Source organism: Gordonia sp. IEGM753, from assembly GCF_050321825.1.
In the GTDB taxonomy this organism is placed as follows: domain Bacteria; phylum Pseudomonadota; class Gammaproteobacteria; order Pseudomonadales; family Pseudomonadaceae; genus Aquipseudomonas.
This window is the reverse complement of record NZ_JBNQGB010000008.1, coordinates 189,829-206,645: the sequence shown is the minus strand read 5'-3', so window position 1 is coordinate 206,645 and position 16,817 is coordinate 189,829. Positions and strand designations below refer to the sequence as shown.

Sequence of the window (16,817 nt, the reverse complement as noted above, 5' to 3'; positions counted from 1 at the left end):
CCTGGATGGGACGATGACCGCTCTGCGCCTTCCTTTAATTTTGATGCTCGCTGGCGTTTTAGGCCTGGCGGGTTGCAGCGTTCACCAGCCGGTGTCGCTGTATCAGCTGGACAGTGGAAGTCCGGCTCAGCCTGCGCAAAGTGCAGGCATGGCTGTTTTGCTGGGCCCGGTAACGATCGCCGATTACCTGCAGCGTGAAACCCTGTTGCAGCGTCAGGCGGATGGCAGCCTCCAGGCTTCCACCGACGGTCGCTGGGCGGGCAGCCTGTCTTCGGACATCGATCAATTGTTGCTGCGCCAAGTCGCTGGTCATCTGGACAGCCAGCGCGTGGTGTTGGCCCCGGCCACTCTGGGCTTCGCGCCGGATGTGCAGGTTTTGCTGACGATTACCCGTCTCGATTCCGGGGAGTCGCAACCGGCTATCCTCGATGCGCAATGGCGTTTGATTGACCGCCGTGGTCAGGTCCGCGACAACCGTATTGTGCATTTGCAGGAAGAGCACGCGGGTGGCACTGCGGCGCAAGTTCAGGCGCAAGGTGTGTTGCTGCAGCGCCTGGCCGAGCAGCTTTCGGTGGCCCTCAAGCCTTTGGCCAACCAGCCGCCAATTGCCGAGGCACCGCGCAAACCGGCAGCCAAGCCTGCAGCGCCTGCCGCTGAGCAGGACAAACAGCCGAAGATCCCGATGGCATCGCCTATTCGTACCGATATGGAAGTGTTCAGGTTCTAAGCCTGGATTGATTCAACACAAGGCCCGCAGAGATGTGGGCTTTGTTGTTTCTGTAGCCCAGAGAGATTCAGCGCAGCTTAAGGCCTCATCGCCAGCGGGCTGGCTCCCACAGGGGACATGTGGTCGCCACAGCTCCAATGTGGGAGCCAACCCGCTGGCGATGGGGCCAGAACAGGCAACAAAAAGCCCGCAGACAATCGCTCATCTGCGGGCTTCTTCATTTCAGGGCTTTACGCCCGGCGCTCATGCATCCGCGCCAGTTGTCGTTCCAGCATCGATGGATAAGGCTCCATCAACCGCTCGACGCAGCAAGCACCTTCAGGACTCGCAATCGGACGAATCCGGGCGCGCTGTTTGATCAGCACGTCGTCGCTGATCTTGCGTTCCACCAGCAGCAGGTTGCGGCTGTGTTGCGACAAGGCCAGCGCGTCCTGTGCCGCTTCGGTCAGCAGCAAATCAATTTGACTTAAACCGAACAATTCATCACCCAGCGTCAGGCCCAGTTGCAGTTGCAGGGTAATGCCGCTGTCAGCAACCTCGATCTGTAACTGATGGCCCAGTGCACGCAGCAGCTCGCCGCAGCAGATGGCGTTGGTCAGGTAATCTTCGCCGCTGTCTTCGGTGTGGAACAGCATCAGCGTGCTGCCATCGTTAAGGGTGTGCAGTTCGCTTTGGTAAAGCGAAGCAGCCTGATCGAGGCAGTCGCGATAGCGTTTCAGCAACTCTTCGAGGCGCGTACGTGGCAAACGACGCAGTTGATCCTGGGCGCCCAACTGTACCGCCAGCACTGCGCTGTGTTGCGGCACGTTCGAAATCACTGGTTTTATGACTGGCTTCGGTGCGCTGGAGGCTGATTCGTCGCGCAGATCGGCGAAAGGATCTTCGTCGTCATCGTCGTCTTCGACCGTGCTTACAACGTGCCGTGGCGCAGGCTTGAGGCCGGCTACAGGCTTGGTTTCGTCGAAACTTGGGTCACGCAGATTGCGCACCTCGAACGTCGGCTCGTTATCGTCGGCGTCGTCGTAATCGCTTTCGTCATATTCGGGTTCGGGCGCCGGTTCTGGTTCAACGCGCTCAGGCGCGAAATTGGCATGCAGCTGACGAGCCAGGTCGCCGATTTCATCCTGACGCTCAGTGGCCGGGGTGTATTCATCGATATTGCGCAGCCAGACACGCAATTGCATCAGCGGCGTAGAGATGTGCCGACCCAGGCGCAAGCTCAAGGCCAGCGACAGCGCCAACAGGATAGCGCTCAAAATGCCCATGCTTTGCAGGCTGATGGTCATGGGTTGCTGGAACTGATCCATGTCCAGGCTGATACGCAGTTGGCCCGCGGTCACGTCCTGAAAGGTAATCTTGCTTTCATACATGCCTTCGGCTTCGCCCAACAAGCTGTGCTTGGGGCGCTGGCCGGCTTCGGCAAGGATGCGGTTATCCACGCTGTAGATGGCAGCATGGGCGACCAATTTGTTTTTGGTCAGGTTATTAAGCAGCACGTTAAGACTGAGGATGTCATTGGACACCAACAGCTCCGTGGCGGACGTCGCAGTCTGCGTCGTCAGGCTTTCGCCCAGGGCGTCTGCTTGCTCGTGCATGGCCTGCTTGAACTGCAAACCCATCACACAGGCATAAATAACCAGGGCCAGAGCGACCAGGATCACGTTATGGCTGGCAATGCGTAATGCAATCGGTACACGGCGATGGCGCAGTGCCCGGAAGATCAGCAGAAAGAAGTTATCGGTTTTTACTGGCGTGGGCCGGTTCACTTGCGCTCGGCTCTTTTGTCCGTGAAGTTGACGCGCAGTATAGCGACAGGCCCCAGACCGGCAAAGCGCTGACGGTGCCCGATGGTCACTGAAAGTGGGTAGAATGCGGTTTTTTTCCACTTGCGGGGGTGCGCCTTGCGCGAAATCGTCCTGATAAACATCACGGGAGTCGACCGTCCGGGTCTGACTGCGGCCATTACCGGCGTTCTGGCCCAAGGTGGTGTGAACATTCTCGACATCGGTCAGGCAGTGATCCACGACACGTTGTCGTTTGGCATCCTGGTTGAAATTCCTGATACCGAGCAAGGCAAGTCGGTGCTTAAAGACATCCTGTTCACGGCTTACAAGCTTGATCAGCAGGTTCGTTTTACCCCGGTCTCCGAAGAGGATTACCAGCAGTGGGTTGGCAATCAGGGCAAAAAGCGCCACATCGTGACGCTGCTGACCCGCAAAGTGACCGCCGAGCAATTGCAGGCCGTTAGCGCGATTACCGCCAAGTACGGGCTGAATATCGACCACATTGATCGCCTGTCCGGGCGTATGCCGCTGGACACTCCGGCTGATCAGGGCAAGGGTTGTATCGAGTTTTCGGTGCGTGGCGAAGCAGCTGATCCACAGGCGCTGCGGGCCGAATTCCTGAGCGTGGCCCAGGAATTGAACGTCGATATCGCCTTCCAGGAAGATTCGTTGTTCCGCCGTAACCGCCGTCTCGCGGTATTCGACATGGATTCGACGCTGATCGAAGCCGAAGTCATCGATGAGCTGGCCAAGGCTGCGGGCGTCGGCGATCAGGTGTCTGCCATTACTGAACGGGCGATGGCTGGCGAACTGGATTTTCGCGCCAGCTTCAAGGAGCGCCTGGCCTTGCTGAAAGGGCTGGACGTTTGTGTGCTGGATTCTATCGGCGCTTCCCTGCGCCTGACCGAAGGCGCGGAAACGCTGTTCGCTGAACTCAAGCGCCTGGGTTACAAGACCGCGATCCTGTCAGGTGGCTTTACCTACTTCGCCAAGCAACTGCAGGCCAAACTGGGTATCGACTACGTGTTCGCCAATGAGTTGGAAGTGGTGGACGGCAAGGTCACGGGCGTAGCCATCGAACCGATTGTGGATGCACAGCGCAAGGCGGATCTGCTGCGTGAGTTGGCGCACAAGGAAGGTTTACGCCTGGAGCAGACCATCGCGGTCGGCGACGGTGCGAACGATTTGCCGATGCTGGCGATCGCCGGACTGGGCGTCGCTTTCCGTGCCAAACCGCTGGTAAAACAGTCGGCGAAGCAGGCGATTTCGACCCTTGGGCTCGATGGCGTGCTGTATCTGTTGGGCTTCAGGGACCGCGACGGCCAGCTCTGATTTTGCTGGTTGTCGGAGCGGGCCTCTTCGCCAGCAGGCTCGCTCCCACACGTGGGCTCGGTTTGTTATGGACCCGATGTGGAAGCGAGCCTGCGCGAAGGCAGCGACTTGGTCTCAGGCGCTTACACTCAAAGCGATTTCCATAACGAATCGAAATCCTCTTCGAGATGCGCCGCGCCATTGGCAGCGGCGTTTTCGTTTCTGGTCGTTTCCAGCGAGCGGTAGGCGAACTGATTGAAGCTGTTGGTGCTCGCTACCCGCCGATCCAGCCCTGCACGGCGCTCTTCGCCATTAGTGTTGATCAGCACTTTGTTGCCCTCCTGGAAGGGCAGGCGTGGTGCGAGCAAAGTGGCGGGGAGATCGATGGCGCTGATAGCGGGTAGCAGCAGGCCCCGCAGGTATTGGCTGTGATCGTCACGGGTGCGCACCAATTGCAGGCCACAAGGCTCTGCGTACGGAGCAACCTGCTCGATACCCATTTGTGTACCACCGCCCCGTACCTGGCGAATCCAGCGCACCACCGCAATGCTCCAGCCACCGCCGGCAGTGTCCTCGATGCCGACCATCTCGCCGGCCTGCAGCTCGGCGGGCACAGCGGTTGGCCACGACAGGCAATATCCGCCGGGACTGTGATTGACCACCGGCAACACATACGTCGGAAAGTGCCGATTACTGTCGGCGGCTTCATGATGGTCATCGGCCTGGACTTGCGGGTATTCGATTTCTTCGTAGGGCAACAAGGCATCGGCATTGCCATGGGGCGCCGCATCAAAAGCATGTCGCCATTGATCTTCTGCTTTGGCCGTTGGGGACGTTGCCGCAAATTGGGCATGACGAGAGACGGGGTTCTTCAAAATGTCACTGAACGAACGTTGTCCACCCAGGTAAAAGTGTATCGCGCTCATCCCGACGCACAGGGTCAATGTGCCTTCGCTGGCAGTGCGTTGGAAACTGCGTTCGGCCGTTTGCCCCCACGCGGCATTCAGATGTAACAACGTATCCAGGCTCAGGCCTGCCGGCACTGGCAGCGGCGTTGCGCTCTCGGCTTTTTGCAGATGGGCTTCAATGGCGGCCACCAACGGCTGTGGATTGATCGCCAATAAGCTTTGCTGTTGCTCGGCTCTGAATCGGGAGCGGTAACGTGGCCCGGTATCGAGTTCCGGTGCCACCGCAAACAGCCCGTGTCCCGGTGTTTCAGGTTGCAGTTTGATCCAGTGGCTCCACGGCTCCAACACGTCGGCGACGCGGGCAATCTGATTCTGCCGCAGTTGGTTGCACCGGGCGGCGCCCAAAAGCAGAGCGACCGTGTAGGTCTGTTCAATGCTCAGGTTTTGGGTCTGGCTGGCCAGTTCGTCGCGTAAGCTCAGGTTTTGCAAATTATGAGCGCAGGCGATCCGATACAGCTGATGCAGCTCCAGCCACAGGCCTTCCGGCGCCGGGCAATACAACTGCGTGGCGCGAATCAGCGGCCCGTTCAAGCAGTGCATTGCTCGCTGCAGCGCCTGAGTCAACAGCGGTGCACGGTCCTTGGTGAAGCGCGGGGTGATGCGCACAACGATCTGCTTATAGCCAATCGCCAAGTGGCTTTGCAGCGCCTGGCACAGGTTGGCAATTTTGCGCGAGCGTTCATCGAGCACAATGGCCTGGTGCAGGAAGTGCCGCTCCAGGTGTTTACAGACGTAATGCACCTCGGGTCGCAGCAGTTCGAGCAGTTGTAGGCGATTGTCACTCGGAGTCAGCAGTTGGTTGAGTTCGCTCAAACCTTGGTAGAGCTGGCGAGCGGTTTCGCCGATATTGGCTTTGGGCAGGTTGGCGATCCAGCGTTTCAGGTCGCGCGGGGTGGCCTCACAGAACGACAGGCGTAACTGCGTTGGAATGGGGGCGCGTAACAATAGATGCGGGCTAGTCTCGTTCATGCCCAAAACCATAGCAGGAATCGAATCCTGCAGGAGCAAGCTTGCTCGCTCCTGCAGAAATCTGGATCAAGCGTTTGGCAATCCGAGGCCCTGACCCATCTGCACTGGCGAGCCTGCGACCAGTGTTTCGGCCCATTTCACTTGATCAGGTCCGAACAGTACGACAGCGGTCGAACCCAACTTGAAGCGACCCAGTTCTGCGCCTTTTTCCAGGTGGATCGGTGCGCGGGCTGCTTCGTCGTAGCGGAAGGTTTTAAGTTCGCGCTTCGGAGGGGTTACCAGGCCTGCCCAAACGGTTTCGATCGATGCGACGATCATTGCGCCTACCAACACCACCGCCATCGGTCCGCGCTCAGTGTCGAAAATGCACGCGACACGCTCGTTGCGGGCGAACAGTTCGGGAACGTTTTCGGCAGTGGTCTGGTTAACCGAGAAGATTCGGCCCGGAATGTAGACCATCTCACGCAGGGTGCCGGCCAGCGGCATGTGCACGCGGTGATAGTCTTTGGGCGACAGGTAAATGGTCGCGAAATCGCCGCCCATGAACGGGGCTGCGTTAGCCGCGTCACCCCCCAACAGTTCCAGCACGCTGAAACTGTGGCCCTTGGCCTGGAACACGCGTCCGTGTTCGATCGGGCCGAGTTGGCTGACGGCGCCGTCCGCAGGGCTGAGTATCGCGCCCGGGGTTTCGTCCAGTGGGCGGGCGCCTTCTTTTAATGCGCGGGTAAAGAAGGCGTTGAAGTGCTCATAAGCCGTCAGGTCTTCGACCAGCGCTTGGGACATGTCCACTTGATAACGCTTGGCGAACCAGGCGGTAAAGGCGTTTTTGAACCAGCGCACACGGCATTCGGCAATGCAGCCGGCCAGCCGCGAGAGCAAGTGATGGGGCAGCAGGTATTGGCTGAGGATAAACAGACGCTTATTCATTAACTGTCCTTAAAAACCTTATTTCTCTACAGGCGTATCGGGATGGTTGCCCCATTCGCCCCAGGAGCCAGCGTAGCCCTTGACCCGCGGATAACCGAGAGCCTTGGCCACCAGGTAAGTGAAGCCAGAGCGATGGTGTGTCTGGCAGTGAGTAATAACTTCTTTGTCTTTGCTGATCCCGAGTTGCTCCAGGATCTGCGGCATGTCGGTGCGGATGCGCAAGTTGCGCGCCTGATCCATACCCGCCGTCCATTCGAAATTGACTGCGCCGGGAATATGCCCGGCCTTGGCTGCCAGGACTTTTTCGCCTGCGTATTCCAGTGGCCCGCGTGCGTCCCAGATAGCCAGGTCGGCGGCGCCGAGACGACTTTGCAGGTATTCGCGGGTGGCAGTGGGTTCATCGTGCAGGGTCAGGCTGGCCGGGCCACCCGCAGCTGCAGGGACATCGGTCGACACTGGCAAACCTTCCGCCAGCCATGACAGCAAACCGCCATCCAGGTAGTGATACTTTTTATGACCAATGACGTCCAGCAACCAGATGAATCGTCCCGCCCAGCCGCCGCCCTCGTCGTCATACACCACGTAAACCGCATCCTTGTCATGGCCCAGTTCGCCAAACAGCGTTTCAAGCGCTGCTTGCGACGGCAACAGGCCGGGCGCAGGAGGCTGCCCGAGTTGCGTGCGTTTGGGATCGACAAAACGCGCGCCGGGGATATGCCCTTCGGCATAGCGAGCGCTGCTGGTCAGGTCCACCAGAATCAGTTCGCGGGCGTCGAGACGAGGGAGCAGGTCACTCGGTTCGATGACCAGCGACAAGCCAGAGAAGTCAGACATGTGAGGTCTCCAGAGCACAAAGGGGAGGATTGTAGCGCAGCGTTACTGGCCGCGCTGCGTAAAGCTGTGCAGGGCCTTTTCGATGCACTGTGCGGTTTTACCGAAGGCTTGCACGGTGATTTCCGAGAACGGCCCGCCGCCCTGATCCGCCACCACAATCATGATCACCCGACCGTTGTTCACCAGTGAACGCAGCAGCAGGTGTTCGCCGCTGAACTGCGCGCGCAGGCTGGCGGGTAGCAATGCGGAGAATTGAGCGTTGTTGTCCGGCGTAATGCGCACCTGTGCCTGTTGCGAGAGCAGGCGTTGCAGCACCTTGCTCTGGCTGACCACCAGGTTCAGTCCGAAGGCTTCTTTTGGTAGCCCGGCGGTTTGATTCGCGCGCAAATTGGCATGGGTTCTATCAGCCATCAAAATCATCACCCGGCGCATGCCGCACGCGACCAAGGCGTCCCTGGCCGACAGGGTCAAGTGCATGGCGTTGGTGAAGCGGCTCGGTTCAACCAGCAACTCGGCACATTGTTTACGCCAGTTGCCCAGGTCTTCTGTCGTGGGGGCCTGGGCTGGCAGTAAACCTGCGTGAACGCGCTTCATCCCCCAAGGCCAGATCAACGAGACGGCCGGGTGCCAAAGGTCGGGCATGGCGTGATAGCGCGCACTATTGGCCGCTTGTTGGTGCAACTGCTGCTGCACCTCATCCATCGGCATCTGCAGATAAAGGCTGGTCAGCAATTGCCAGCGCTCACTGTGAGGGCTATCCCAGGCTTGTTGCGCCGACAACGCCAAGCCGTTTGCCAGTAACACGGTATTGGCCGGCTGATTCAGCCAGCGGCGCAGGGTCGGGTCGTCATCAAGGCGATTTTGTTGACGCAGCGGATGATCGATGTCGCGGGCAATGCGCAGTACTTTCACCAACTCCCGCTGTTCGCTGAGCAGCAGCCTGTAGCCCTGCTGCACCCAGATCGGCAGGCGCCAGATTTCCACCAACGCCTGGCAAATTTGCAGCAGGCGTACGCCGAACAGTTGCTTTTCGACTTTGCGTGCAGACTCGCCCTTATGGATGACGCGCAGTTCCCACTCTTCCAGCAACTTTGGATAGGCCAGAGCCATGGGCCACAGTGGCGACAGAAAGAGCAGGCTGCCCCAGTGAATGTCTTGCCACAGCCGTGCCAGGCGACTGGCGAAAAAACCATTGGCCTGCTGGGTTGCGTGCTGACTGATCATCTGTAACTGGCGCAAGGTCGCGGGTATTTCCATTTGCGGCAGCGCGGGCAGGCGCTCGAGCAGTTCTTCGGTGCGCTTCAAACCGAGGCGATTGATCGCCACCTCAAGGTTTTCAGCAGGCTCCGTCACGTTGCCATGGGTATGCCGGTTGGCTTCGCGAATGACGCTTAAGGCCAACGCCGGACTTTCCTGCATCAGTTCGGCGATATCACGCAGAGAGCTGCGGCTGTCGCGAATCGCCTTGCACACCCGATCATGGCTGGCCTGCGGAACGGGCAGGCGCACTCCATCCAAAAGCTTGATCCAGCCTGTCAGATTGGTTGGTTTTGGAGTGGGTACGTTCGTTTCGTTAGCCATGGTTGGACGTGATCATCGTCTGCATTACCTATGCCCTGATGGGCCAAATTGGCTTTTCGCCGGAACTGGCTATAGTCTGGCGCAGTTTTGCCGATAAGTAGAAGAAGAGATTTTTTAACTTCCGAATATGACCTTGAACCCGACTCAGTAAGTGCTCCCCTACCTATGGCTAAAATAATCGGCATCATCGTCGTATTCGCGAGCGTGCTCGGCGGATACGTGCTCTCCCACGGCAAAATTGCTGCCTTGATCCAGCCTTTCGAGGTGATGATTATCGGCGGTGCTGCGCTTGGCGCATTCCTCCAGGCCAACCCCGGCTACATGACGATGCACGTGCTCAAAAAATCCTTGAGCATGTTCAGTTCGCGCTTCAGCCACACGTTCTATCTGGAAGTGTTGGGCTTGATCTACGAGATCCTCAACAAAAGCCGCCGCGAAGGCATGATGGCCATTGAAGGCGACATCGAAGACGCCGCGGCCAGCCCGATTTTCGCCAAATACCCGACCGTGCTCAAGGACGCGCGCATGACCGCGTTCATCTGTGATTACTTGCGCATCATGTCGTCCGGCAACATGGCCCCTCATGAGCTTGAAGGCCTGTTCGACATGGAGCTCTACAGCCTCAAGGAAGACCTCGAGCATCCGTCCCACGCGGTCAACGGTATTGCCGATGCCATGCCGGGTTTCGGTATCGTCGCGGCGGTATTGGGTATCGTGGTCACCATGGCTTCGTTGGGTGAAGGCGACCAGAAAGCCATCGGCATGCACGTTGGTGCGGCGCTGGTAGGTACCTTCTTCGGTATTCTGGCGGCTTACGGTTTCTTCGGCCCGCTGGCGCATTCCCTGGCCCACGATGCCAAGGAAGAGCTGAACGTCTACGAAGCCATCAAGGCTTCGTTGGTGGCTTCGGCCTCCGGCATGCCGCCATCCCTGGCGGTAGAGTTCGGGCGCAAGGTTCTGTACCCGGCGCACCGTCCAAGCTTCGCTGAGCTGGAACAAGCGGTTCGCGGTCGTTAAGTCATGGAAAATAATCAGCCGATCATTATCAAGCGCGTCAAGCGCATCGCCGGTGGGCATCACGGGGGCGCCTGGAAAATCGCTTTCGCCGACTTCGCGACGGCGATGATGGCGTTCTTCCTGGTGCTTTGGCTGCTGTCCACCGCGACGCCTGAGCAGAAGATCGCCATCGCCGGTTACTTCAAGGACCCGGTCGGTTTTTCCGAAAGCGGAACGCCGTACATTATCGACTTGGGCGGTACACCGACGCTGGCGCCGGAGAACACCCTCAATCCTGAGGTGAAGTCCCAGCCTCAGCCCGACAAGGTTACCGTCGACGCCGAACAGGTCGAGGGCATGGCCGAGCAGGTCGAGAAGGAGCGCCTGGAGTTGTTGCTGCAAGAACTGCAGAACAAGGTCGAGGAGAATCCGCAGCTGCAGAAGTTCAAGGACCAGATCCTGTTCGAAATCACCCCGAACGGTTTGCGTATCCAGATCATGGACGCCGAAAACCGGCCGATGTTTGATTCGGGCAGTGCGCGCCTGAAGCCGTATTTCGAAGATATTTTGCTGGCCATGGCCGACACCATTAAAGCGGTGCCGAACAAAATCAGCATCAGCGGCCATACCGATGCCAAGCCTTACACCGGCACCGGTGATTTTGGTAACTGGGAGCTGTCGGCCAACCGCGCCAACGCGGCTCGTCGTGCGCTGATTGCCGGTAGCTATCCGGAATCGCAAGTGGCGCGCGTTGTCGGTTATGCCTCGTCGGCATTGTTTGACCGGGAAAACCCGTTTAACCCGGTCAACCGTCGTATCGACATCGTGGTGCTGACCAAGAAGGCGCAGGCAGCCATCGAAGGTGCACAAGGTGCCGAGCCTGCGCCTATCCCGGGTCAAGGTGCGCCGGGTGAAGCCCCGGGCACGCCGGCTGACCCGAATGCCTTGCCGGCTGACAAACAACCGGTGCCAGCGCATGAACTTCGCGAACGATTGAACCTGTTCGACGACGCAGCGCCCAAACCCGGCGATCCCGCTAAACCGGCTGAACCACCCAAGCAGTGACCTACAAAAAAGCCGCGATTTGATCGCGGCTTTTTTGTCTCTGTGGGAAGCGGCTTAGTAGCTGCTTTCCGGCAGGCTGGCGATGATCGAGCGATAGCTGTTCATCCGTTGCTGTTGCACGCGGCCTTCTTCCAGGGCCTTGAGCAGTGCACAACCCGGTTCGCGGTCATGCTTGCAGTCGCGGAAGCGGCAGGTGCCGATCAGGTCGTTGAACTCGATGAATCCGGCTTCGACGTCGGCACGGCTGACATGGCCCAGGCCGAATTCGCGGATGCCCGGGGAGTCGATCAACTCGCCGCCACCCGGGAAGTGGAACAATCGCGCGGTGGTGGTGGTATGAGTGCCCTGGCCGGACAGTTCGGACAGCGGGCCGACACGGGTGTCGACTTCAGGCAACAGGCTGTTTACCAGCGAGGACTTGCCCACGCCCGACTGGCCGACGAATACGCTGATGCGCCCGTCCAGTTGTTCCTGCAGTTGTTCCATGCCGTTGCCGTGATGCGCCGACACTTCGAGTACCGGGTAACCCAGCGTGCGGTAAACCGCGAGCAAGGCATTCAGCGCCGGGGCATTCTGCTCATCGATCAGGTCGAATTTGTTGAGCAGCAGCAGCGGCCGAATGCCCGCGTGTTCGGCGGCGACCAGGTAGCGGTCGATCAGGTTCGCATGGGGCTCGGGCAGTGGGGCGAAGACAATGACGATCATGTCGACGTTGGCCGCCACAGGCTTGAGCTGGCCACGGCTGTCCGGGCGGCAGAGTTCGGTATTGCGTGGCAACTGCGCCACGATAACGCCGATACCCTGGTTGCCCGCACGCCACACAACCTGATCGCCGGTCACCAGCGCAGGCAGGTTGGCGCGCAAATGGCAGCGGAACACCTGGCCAGCCAAATCGCCATCGAGCGCTTCGACTTCGACTTGTACACCGAAGTGAGCGATTACCAGCCCGGTCTGTTCCGGGCCCAAGTCGCCACCCTCAAGTGCCTCGACAGCCGAGGACTCGCGTTTGGCGGCGCGTGCAGCGCGTTCGCCCTGAATCTTTTCGATGCGCCAGTTTTGACGACGATTGAGTTGGCGTTTGGCCATGGGTGTTCCGTATGAAGAATGCAGCGATTAGGTAAAACGGCCGCGAGTTTAGCACGCCCGGCTGCCTCGCTAGGCTAAACTGCGCAGCATTGCCTAGGAGCCGACACATGCAAAACCCGCAGAATCTGATCTGGATCGACCTGGAAATGACCGGTCTGAACCCCGATACCGACGTCATCATCGAGATGGCAACCATTGTTACTGACAGTAATTTGAACACCTTGGCCGAGGGCCCGGTGATCGCGATCCATCACACTGATGAGATTCTTGCCGGCATGGACGAGTGGAACACCCGTCAACACGGCGGTTCCGGCCTGACTCAGCGGGTGCGCGACAGTCGCATCAGCATGGCCGAAGCAGAAGCCGAAACCATCGCTTTTCTCGAAAAGTGGGTGCCAAAGGGTAAGTCGCCGATCTGCGGCAACAGCATCTGCCAGGACCGTCGCTTCCTTTATACGCACATGAAATCCCTGGAAAGCTACTTCCACTACCGCAACCTCGACGTGTCGACCCTTAAAGAGTTGGCCGCACGTTGGGCGCCGGATGTGCGCGACAGCTTCAAAAAGGGCAGCACCCATTTGGCGCTGGACGACATCCGCGAATCCATCGCCGAGTTGCAACACTACCGCCAGCACTTCATCAAGTTCTGATCCCGGGACGAGGGCTTTTGTGGCGAGGGGATTTATCCCCGTTCGGCTGCGCAGCAGTCGTAAAACCTGCAAATGCGGTGTGACTGGAATGCCGGGGAGCGCTTCGCGCTCCAGCGGGAGCAAGCTCCCTCGCCACAGGTTGCGTGTGATGCGTTCTCGCCCTCTTTTGGTGCCGCGCCGAAATGGCTAGACTGCGCGCCTTCTTGCAAGGACCGCCACCATGTTGCTGATGCTTTACCTGATCGCCATTACTGCCGAAGCCATGACCGGGGCGTTGTCTGCCGGTCGTCGCGGGATGGATTGGTTCGGCGTGGTGCTGATCGCTTGCGTGACGGCGCTCGGTGGCGGTTCGGTGCGCGATGTGCTGCTGGGGCATTACCCGCTGACGTGGGTAAAGCACCCTGAATACTTGGTGCTGACAACCATCGCGTCAATGTTCACGGTTTTCGCTGCGCGCTGGATGCGCCATTTGCGCTCGTTGTTTTTGGTGCTCGACGCCGTGGGGTTGGTGGCGTTTACCCTGATCGGCTGCATGACCGCGCTGGAGATGGGGCACGGCATGTTGGTGGCTTCGGTTAGCGGGGTCATCACAGGGGTTTTCGGCGGCATCCTGCGTGACATCTTCTGCAACGACATCCCGCTTATTTTCCGCCGCGAACTCTACGCCAGCGTCTCGTTTGCCGCCGCGTGGTGCTACATGTTCTGCCTCTATCTGCAAATGCCCGGCGAGCAAGCGGTTCTGGTGACATTGTTTGGTGGCTTCCTGCTGCGCTTGCTGGCGATCCGTTTCCACTGGGAAATGCCGAAATTCGTTTATAACGACGAAGCCTGAACGGCTACAACCCGTGTTGTTTCAGGGCCCACTCAACGTGTTCGCGTACCAGCTCCGAGGGATATTCGCGTCGCGCCTTCAGCGCTTCCAGTACCGGAATGCTCGAAGGTGCGTTGCCCAGGCCTACCGCCAGGTTTCGTAACCAGCGCTCATAACCGGCCCGGCGTAGGGGCGAACCTTCGGTGCTGCCGAGAAATTTCTCCTCATCCCACATAAACAGTTCAGCCAGCTCTGCGTTATCCAGATTGTGCCTGGGTTTGAAGTCGCTTTCGCCGGAGGGGCGGGCGAAACGGTTCCATGGGCAAACGATCTGACAGTCATCGCAGCCAAATACCCGATTACCGATCAATGGGCGTAAATCTTCGGGGATGGCGGTTTTCAATTCGATGGTCAGGTAAGAAATACAACGTCGGGCATCCAGCACATACGGCCCGACGAATGCATTGGTTGGGCAGATATCCAGGCACGCGGTGCAGCGGCCACAGTGTTCAGTGGCGTGGGGCGGATCTATGGGCAGCGGCAGATCGACAAACAGTTCGCTGAGGAAGAAATAACTGCCAGCCTTGCGATTCAACACCAGGGTGTTTTTGCCGATCCAGCCAAGACCGGCCTTCTCGGCAATAGCCTTCTCCAGCACGGGAGCGCTATCGACAAACGCGCGATAACCGAAAGGACCGATCAGCGCCTGAATCTTTTCTGCGAGTTGCTGCACACGTTTACGGATCAATTTGTGGTAATCGCGGCCCAAGGCATAACGCGATACGTAAGCCTTTTCCGGTTGCGCCAGGCGCTTGGCCATTTCGGTGTCGCCGGGCAGGTAATCCATGCGCAGGGAAACCACCCGCAGTGTGCCCGGCACCAACTCCTCCGGGTGGGAGCGTTTGCTGCCGTGGGCGCCCATGTAGTCCATTTCGCCGTGGTAACCGGCCTCGAGCCAGCGCTGCAGATGCTGTTCATGCTCGGCGAGGTCCAGGCCGCTGATGCCGACTTGCTGAAAGCCCAGCTCGCGGCCCCATTCCTTGATGGATTGGGCGAGGGCGGGCAGGTCTGTGGTAATAGCGGGCATGAGGCGAGAGAAACCGGAGCTGAGGTGCGTATAATTCTGCCAGACATCGGAGCCCTAAGACGCATGCCGCACACTAAAGATGATTTACCCGACGCGCTGTACAGTGCCGCACAGGTGCGCGAGCTCGATTCGCGCCTGATCGCGGGTGGCACGCCGGGCTTCGAATTGATGCAGCGAGCGGCTCATGCGACATGGCGTGCGCTGGTTCGTCAGTGGCCCGAGGCACGTGAGCTGACTGTGCTGGCCGGCCACGGCAACAATGCCGGTGATGGTTACCTGGTGGCGTTGTTGGCTGAGCGAGCGGGTTGGTCGGTGCACGTGTTCGCGGTAGGTGATACGCAACGCTTGCAAGGCGATGCGGCGCTGGCACACGCACAGGCCCTGTCACAAAAAGTCTCGATTGAAGCGTGGCATGCCCAACTGCCGTTGCGGGGTGTTGTGCTGGACGCCCTGCTAGGCACCGGCCTGACGGGGCAAGTGCGCGAGCCTTACGTCAGTGCCATTCATGCGATCAACGATTGCGGTTTGCCGGTTGTTGCGGTGGATATCCCTTCAGGCCTGTGTGCCGATACCGGGCGAATTCTGGGGGTTGCTGTCAGGGCGGACCTGACGGTTACATTCATCGGTTTGAAGCTGGGGTTGTTTACCGGCGACGCCGCGGACGTGGTTGGAGAGCTGCTTTTCAATGACCTGCGCGCCGATTCGCAGTTGCTCGCTGACACTGCCGTCAGCGCTTGCCGATTGACCGCCGGCAATCTTCCGCGACTGGCCTCCCGAGCGCCCACGGCGCACAAAGGTAAATTCGGCCATGTGCTATTGATCGGCGGTGATCGCGGATTTGGCGGAGCGATCCTGCTGAGTGCACAAAGTGCGCTGCGCAGCGGTGCCGGCATGGTATCGGTGGCCACGCGTGCCGAGCATGTCCCGGCTGCCCTGGCCAGACTTCCGGAGGTCATGGTGCTGGGCACTTCGTCGGCCAATCAGTTGATGGAGTTGCTGCAAAAGGTCTCGGTATTGGTTGTCGGCCCTGGCTTGGGGCAGGCCGCTTGGGGGCGCAGCCTGTTGTCGGCAGCCGCCAATGCTGCGCTGCCACAGGTGTGGGATGCGGATGCGTTGAATATGCTGGCGCAAGCGCAGGTGAGTTTGCCCCGCGACTGCGTGATCACACCGCATCCGGGTGAGGCCGCGCGGTTGCTGGGGATGAGCATCGCCGAGGTTCAGGCTGATCGCCCGGCGGCTGCGCATGCATTGAGCAAAAAATATACAGCTGTGGTGGTGCTCAAAGGTGCTGGCAGCCTGATCGCCAGTCCCGACGGACGTTTGGCGTTATGTCATCAGGGGCATCCAGCCATGGCTACCGCTGGGTTGGGCGATGTATTGGCCGGTTTGATTGGCGCTTTGCTGGCGCAGGGCATGACGCCGTACGATGCTGCGTGCCTGTCTGTATGGCTGCACGCCAATGCTGGCGCGCAACAAGGTAAATCGGGCCGAGGGCTGGCGGCCAGTGATCTGATTCCAGCCATTCGTCAGTTGTTGGAGGAGCAAGCACCGTGTCTGAAGTAACCCTGTACCTGGCTGATGAAGAGGCGATGACTGCCTTTGGCGAACGCATCGCAAAAACCACCAAAGGGCACGGTCTTATTTTCCTGGAGGGAGATTTGGGGGCCGGTAAAACCACCTTGTCTCGCGGTATCATTCGCGGGCTGGGGCACGTAGGGGCGGTAAAAAGTCCGACGTTTACCTTGGTCGAACCCTACGAGATCGGTGACATCCGCGCCTTCCATTTTGACCTCTATCGGCTGGTCGATCCGGAGGAACTGGAGTACCTAGGGATTCGCGACTACTTCGATGATGACGCCTTGTGTCTCATCGAATGGCCCCAGAAGGGTGCAGGCTTTTTGCCAAAGCCCGACCTGACCATTACCATTAGCCCGCAAGACAGCGGGCGTACGCTGAAAATTTTGCCCCAAGGCGCGCGCGGCGAGTCGTGGTGTGCCGCTTTGGCATTGGAATTCAATTAA

Annotated in this window: 15 protein-coding genes; 8 read left to right on the top strand and 7 right to left on the bottom strand. The window is 59.3% G+C overall.

The genetic code is table 11. The annotated features are described in order from the left end of the window. Positions 1-13: 13 nt before the first annotated feature. Positions 14-727, top strand: a complete 714-nt coding sequence (locus ACQR3R_RS28180; protein WP_428277578.1) for an ABC-type transport auxiliary lipoprotein family protein — start codon at positions 14-16, stop codon at positions 725-727. A 230-nt stretch (positions 728-957) separates the two neighbouring features. On the opposite strand, the gene ACQR3R_RS28175 is transcribed toward ACQR3R_RS28180, so the two are convergent. Further along, positions 958-2,493 (bottom strand): AhpA/YtjB family protein, encoded by a 1,536-nt coding sequence (locus ACQR3R_RS28175; RefSeq protein WP_428277576.1) that lies wholly within the window; start codon positions 2,491-2,493, stop codon positions 958-960. Positions 2,494-2,628: 135 nt separating this feature from the next. On the opposite strand from ACQR3R_RS28175, the gene serB reads away from it, so the two are divergent. Next, positions 2,629-3,843 (top strand): phosphoserine phosphatase SerB, encoded by a 1,215-nt coding sequence (gene serB / locus ACQR3R_RS28170; protein ID WP_428277574.1) that lies wholly within the window; start codon positions 2,629-2,631, stop codon positions 3,841-3,843. A 128-nt stretch (positions 3,844-3,971) separates the two neighbouring features. Here serB and ACQR3R_RS28165 read toward each other — a convergent pair whose 3' ends face one another. The 4 genes from ACQR3R_RS28165 to ACQR3R_RS28150 form a co-directional block, all read right to left on the bottom strand. Further along, positions 3,972-5,759: a hypothetical protein gene (locus ACQR3R_RS28165; protein ID WP_428277572.1), complete on the bottom strand. Its 1,788-nt coding sequence runs from the start codon at positions 5,757-5,759 to the stop codon at positions 3,972-3,974. A gap of 66 nt (positions 5,760-5,825) precedes the next feature. After that, positions 5,826-6,686, bottom strand: a complete 861-nt coding sequence (asd, locus tag ACQR3R_RS28160) for an archaetidylserine decarboxylase (RefSeq protein ID WP_428277570.1) — start codon at positions 6,684-6,686, stop codon at positions 5,826-5,828. Positions 6,687-6,704: 18 nt separating this feature from the next. After that, the gene (gene rhdA, locus ACQR3R_RS28155; RefSeq protein ID WP_428277568.1) at positions 6,705-7,520 is read right to left on the bottom strand and encodes a thiosulfate sulfurtransferase; all 816 of its coding nucleotides are present in this window, start codon (positions 7,518-7,520) and stop codon (positions 6,705-6,707) included. 42 nt (positions 7,521-7,562) lie between these two features. Further along, positions 7,563-9,101: an HDOD domain-containing protein gene (locus tag ACQR3R_RS28150; protein ID WP_428277566.1), complete on the bottom strand. Its 1,539-nt coding sequence runs from the start codon at positions 9,099-9,101 to the stop codon at positions 7,563-7,565. 165 nt (positions 9,102-9,266) lie between these two features. Between ACQR3R_RS28150 and motA the strand changes: the two genes are divergently transcribed. Then, positions 9,267-10,118 carry a flagellar motor stator protein MotA gene (gene motA, locus ACQR3R_RS28145; RefSeq protein WP_428277564.1) on the top strand — a complete coding sequence of 284 codons (852 nt, stop codon included), beginning with the start codon at positions 9,267-9,269 and terminating at the stop codon, positions 10,116-10,118. 3 nt (positions 10,119-10,121) lie between these two features. Then, the gene (motB, locus tag ACQR3R_RS28140) at positions 10,122-11,162 is read left to right on the top strand and encodes a flagellar motor protein MotB (protein WP_428277562.1); all 1,041 of its coding nucleotides are present in this window, start codon (positions 10,122-10,124) and stop codon (positions 11,160-11,162) included. A 54-nt stretch (positions 11,163-11,216) separates the two neighbouring features. Here motB and rsgA read toward each other — a convergent pair whose 3' ends face one another. After that, positions 11,217-12,248: a small ribosomal subunit biogenesis GTPase RsgA gene (gene rsgA, locus ACQR3R_RS28135; RefSeq protein WP_428277560.1), complete on the bottom strand. Its 1,032-nt coding sequence runs from the start codon at positions 12,246-12,248 to the stop codon at positions 11,217-11,219. Positions 12,249-12,355: 107 nt separating this feature from the next. On the opposite strand from rsgA, the gene orn reads away from it, so the two are divergent. Together orn and ACQR3R_RS28125 are read left to right on the top strand one after the other, a co-directional pair. Then, a complete protein-coding gene (orn, locus tag ACQR3R_RS28130; RefSeq protein ID WP_428277558.1) occupies positions 12,356-12,898 on the top strand; it encodes an oligoribonuclease in 543 nt (180 codons plus the stop codon). Positions 12,899-13,118: 220 nt separating this feature from the next. Further along, a complete protein-coding gene (locus tag ACQR3R_RS28125) occupies positions 13,119-13,730 on the top strand; it encodes a TRIC cation channel family protein (protein ID WP_428277556.1) in 612 nt (203 codons plus the stop codon). Positions 13,731-13,734: 4 nt separating this feature from the next. Here ACQR3R_RS28125 and queG read toward each other — a convergent pair whose 3' ends face one another. Next, the gene (gene queG / locus ACQR3R_RS28120) at positions 13,735-14,796 is read right to left on the bottom strand and encodes a tRNA epoxyqueuosine(34) reductase QueG (protein WP_428277554.1); all 1,062 of its coding nucleotides are present in this window, start codon (positions 14,794-14,796) and stop codon (positions 13,735-13,737) included. 63 nt (positions 14,797-14,859) lie between these two features. On the opposite strand from queG, the gene ACQR3R_RS28115 reads away from it, so the two are divergent. Together ACQR3R_RS28115 and tsaE are read left to right on the top strand one after the other, a co-directional pair. Then, positions 14,860-16,359 carry an NAD(P)H-hydrate dehydratase gene (locus ACQR3R_RS28115; RefSeq protein WP_428277552.1) on the top strand — a complete coding sequence of 500 codons (1,500 nt, stop codon included), beginning with the start codon at positions 14,860-14,862 and terminating at the stop codon, positions 16,357-16,359. After that, positions 16,347-16,817: a tRNA (adenosine(37)-N6)-threonylcarbamoyltransferase complex ATPase subunit type 1 TsaE gene (gene tsaE, locus ACQR3R_RS28110; protein WP_428277550.1), complete on the top strand. Its 471-nt coding sequence runs from the start codon at positions 16,347-16,349 to the stop codon at positions 16,815-16,817. The genes ACQR3R_RS28115 and tsaE overlap by 13 nt, the downstream gene beginning before the upstream one ends.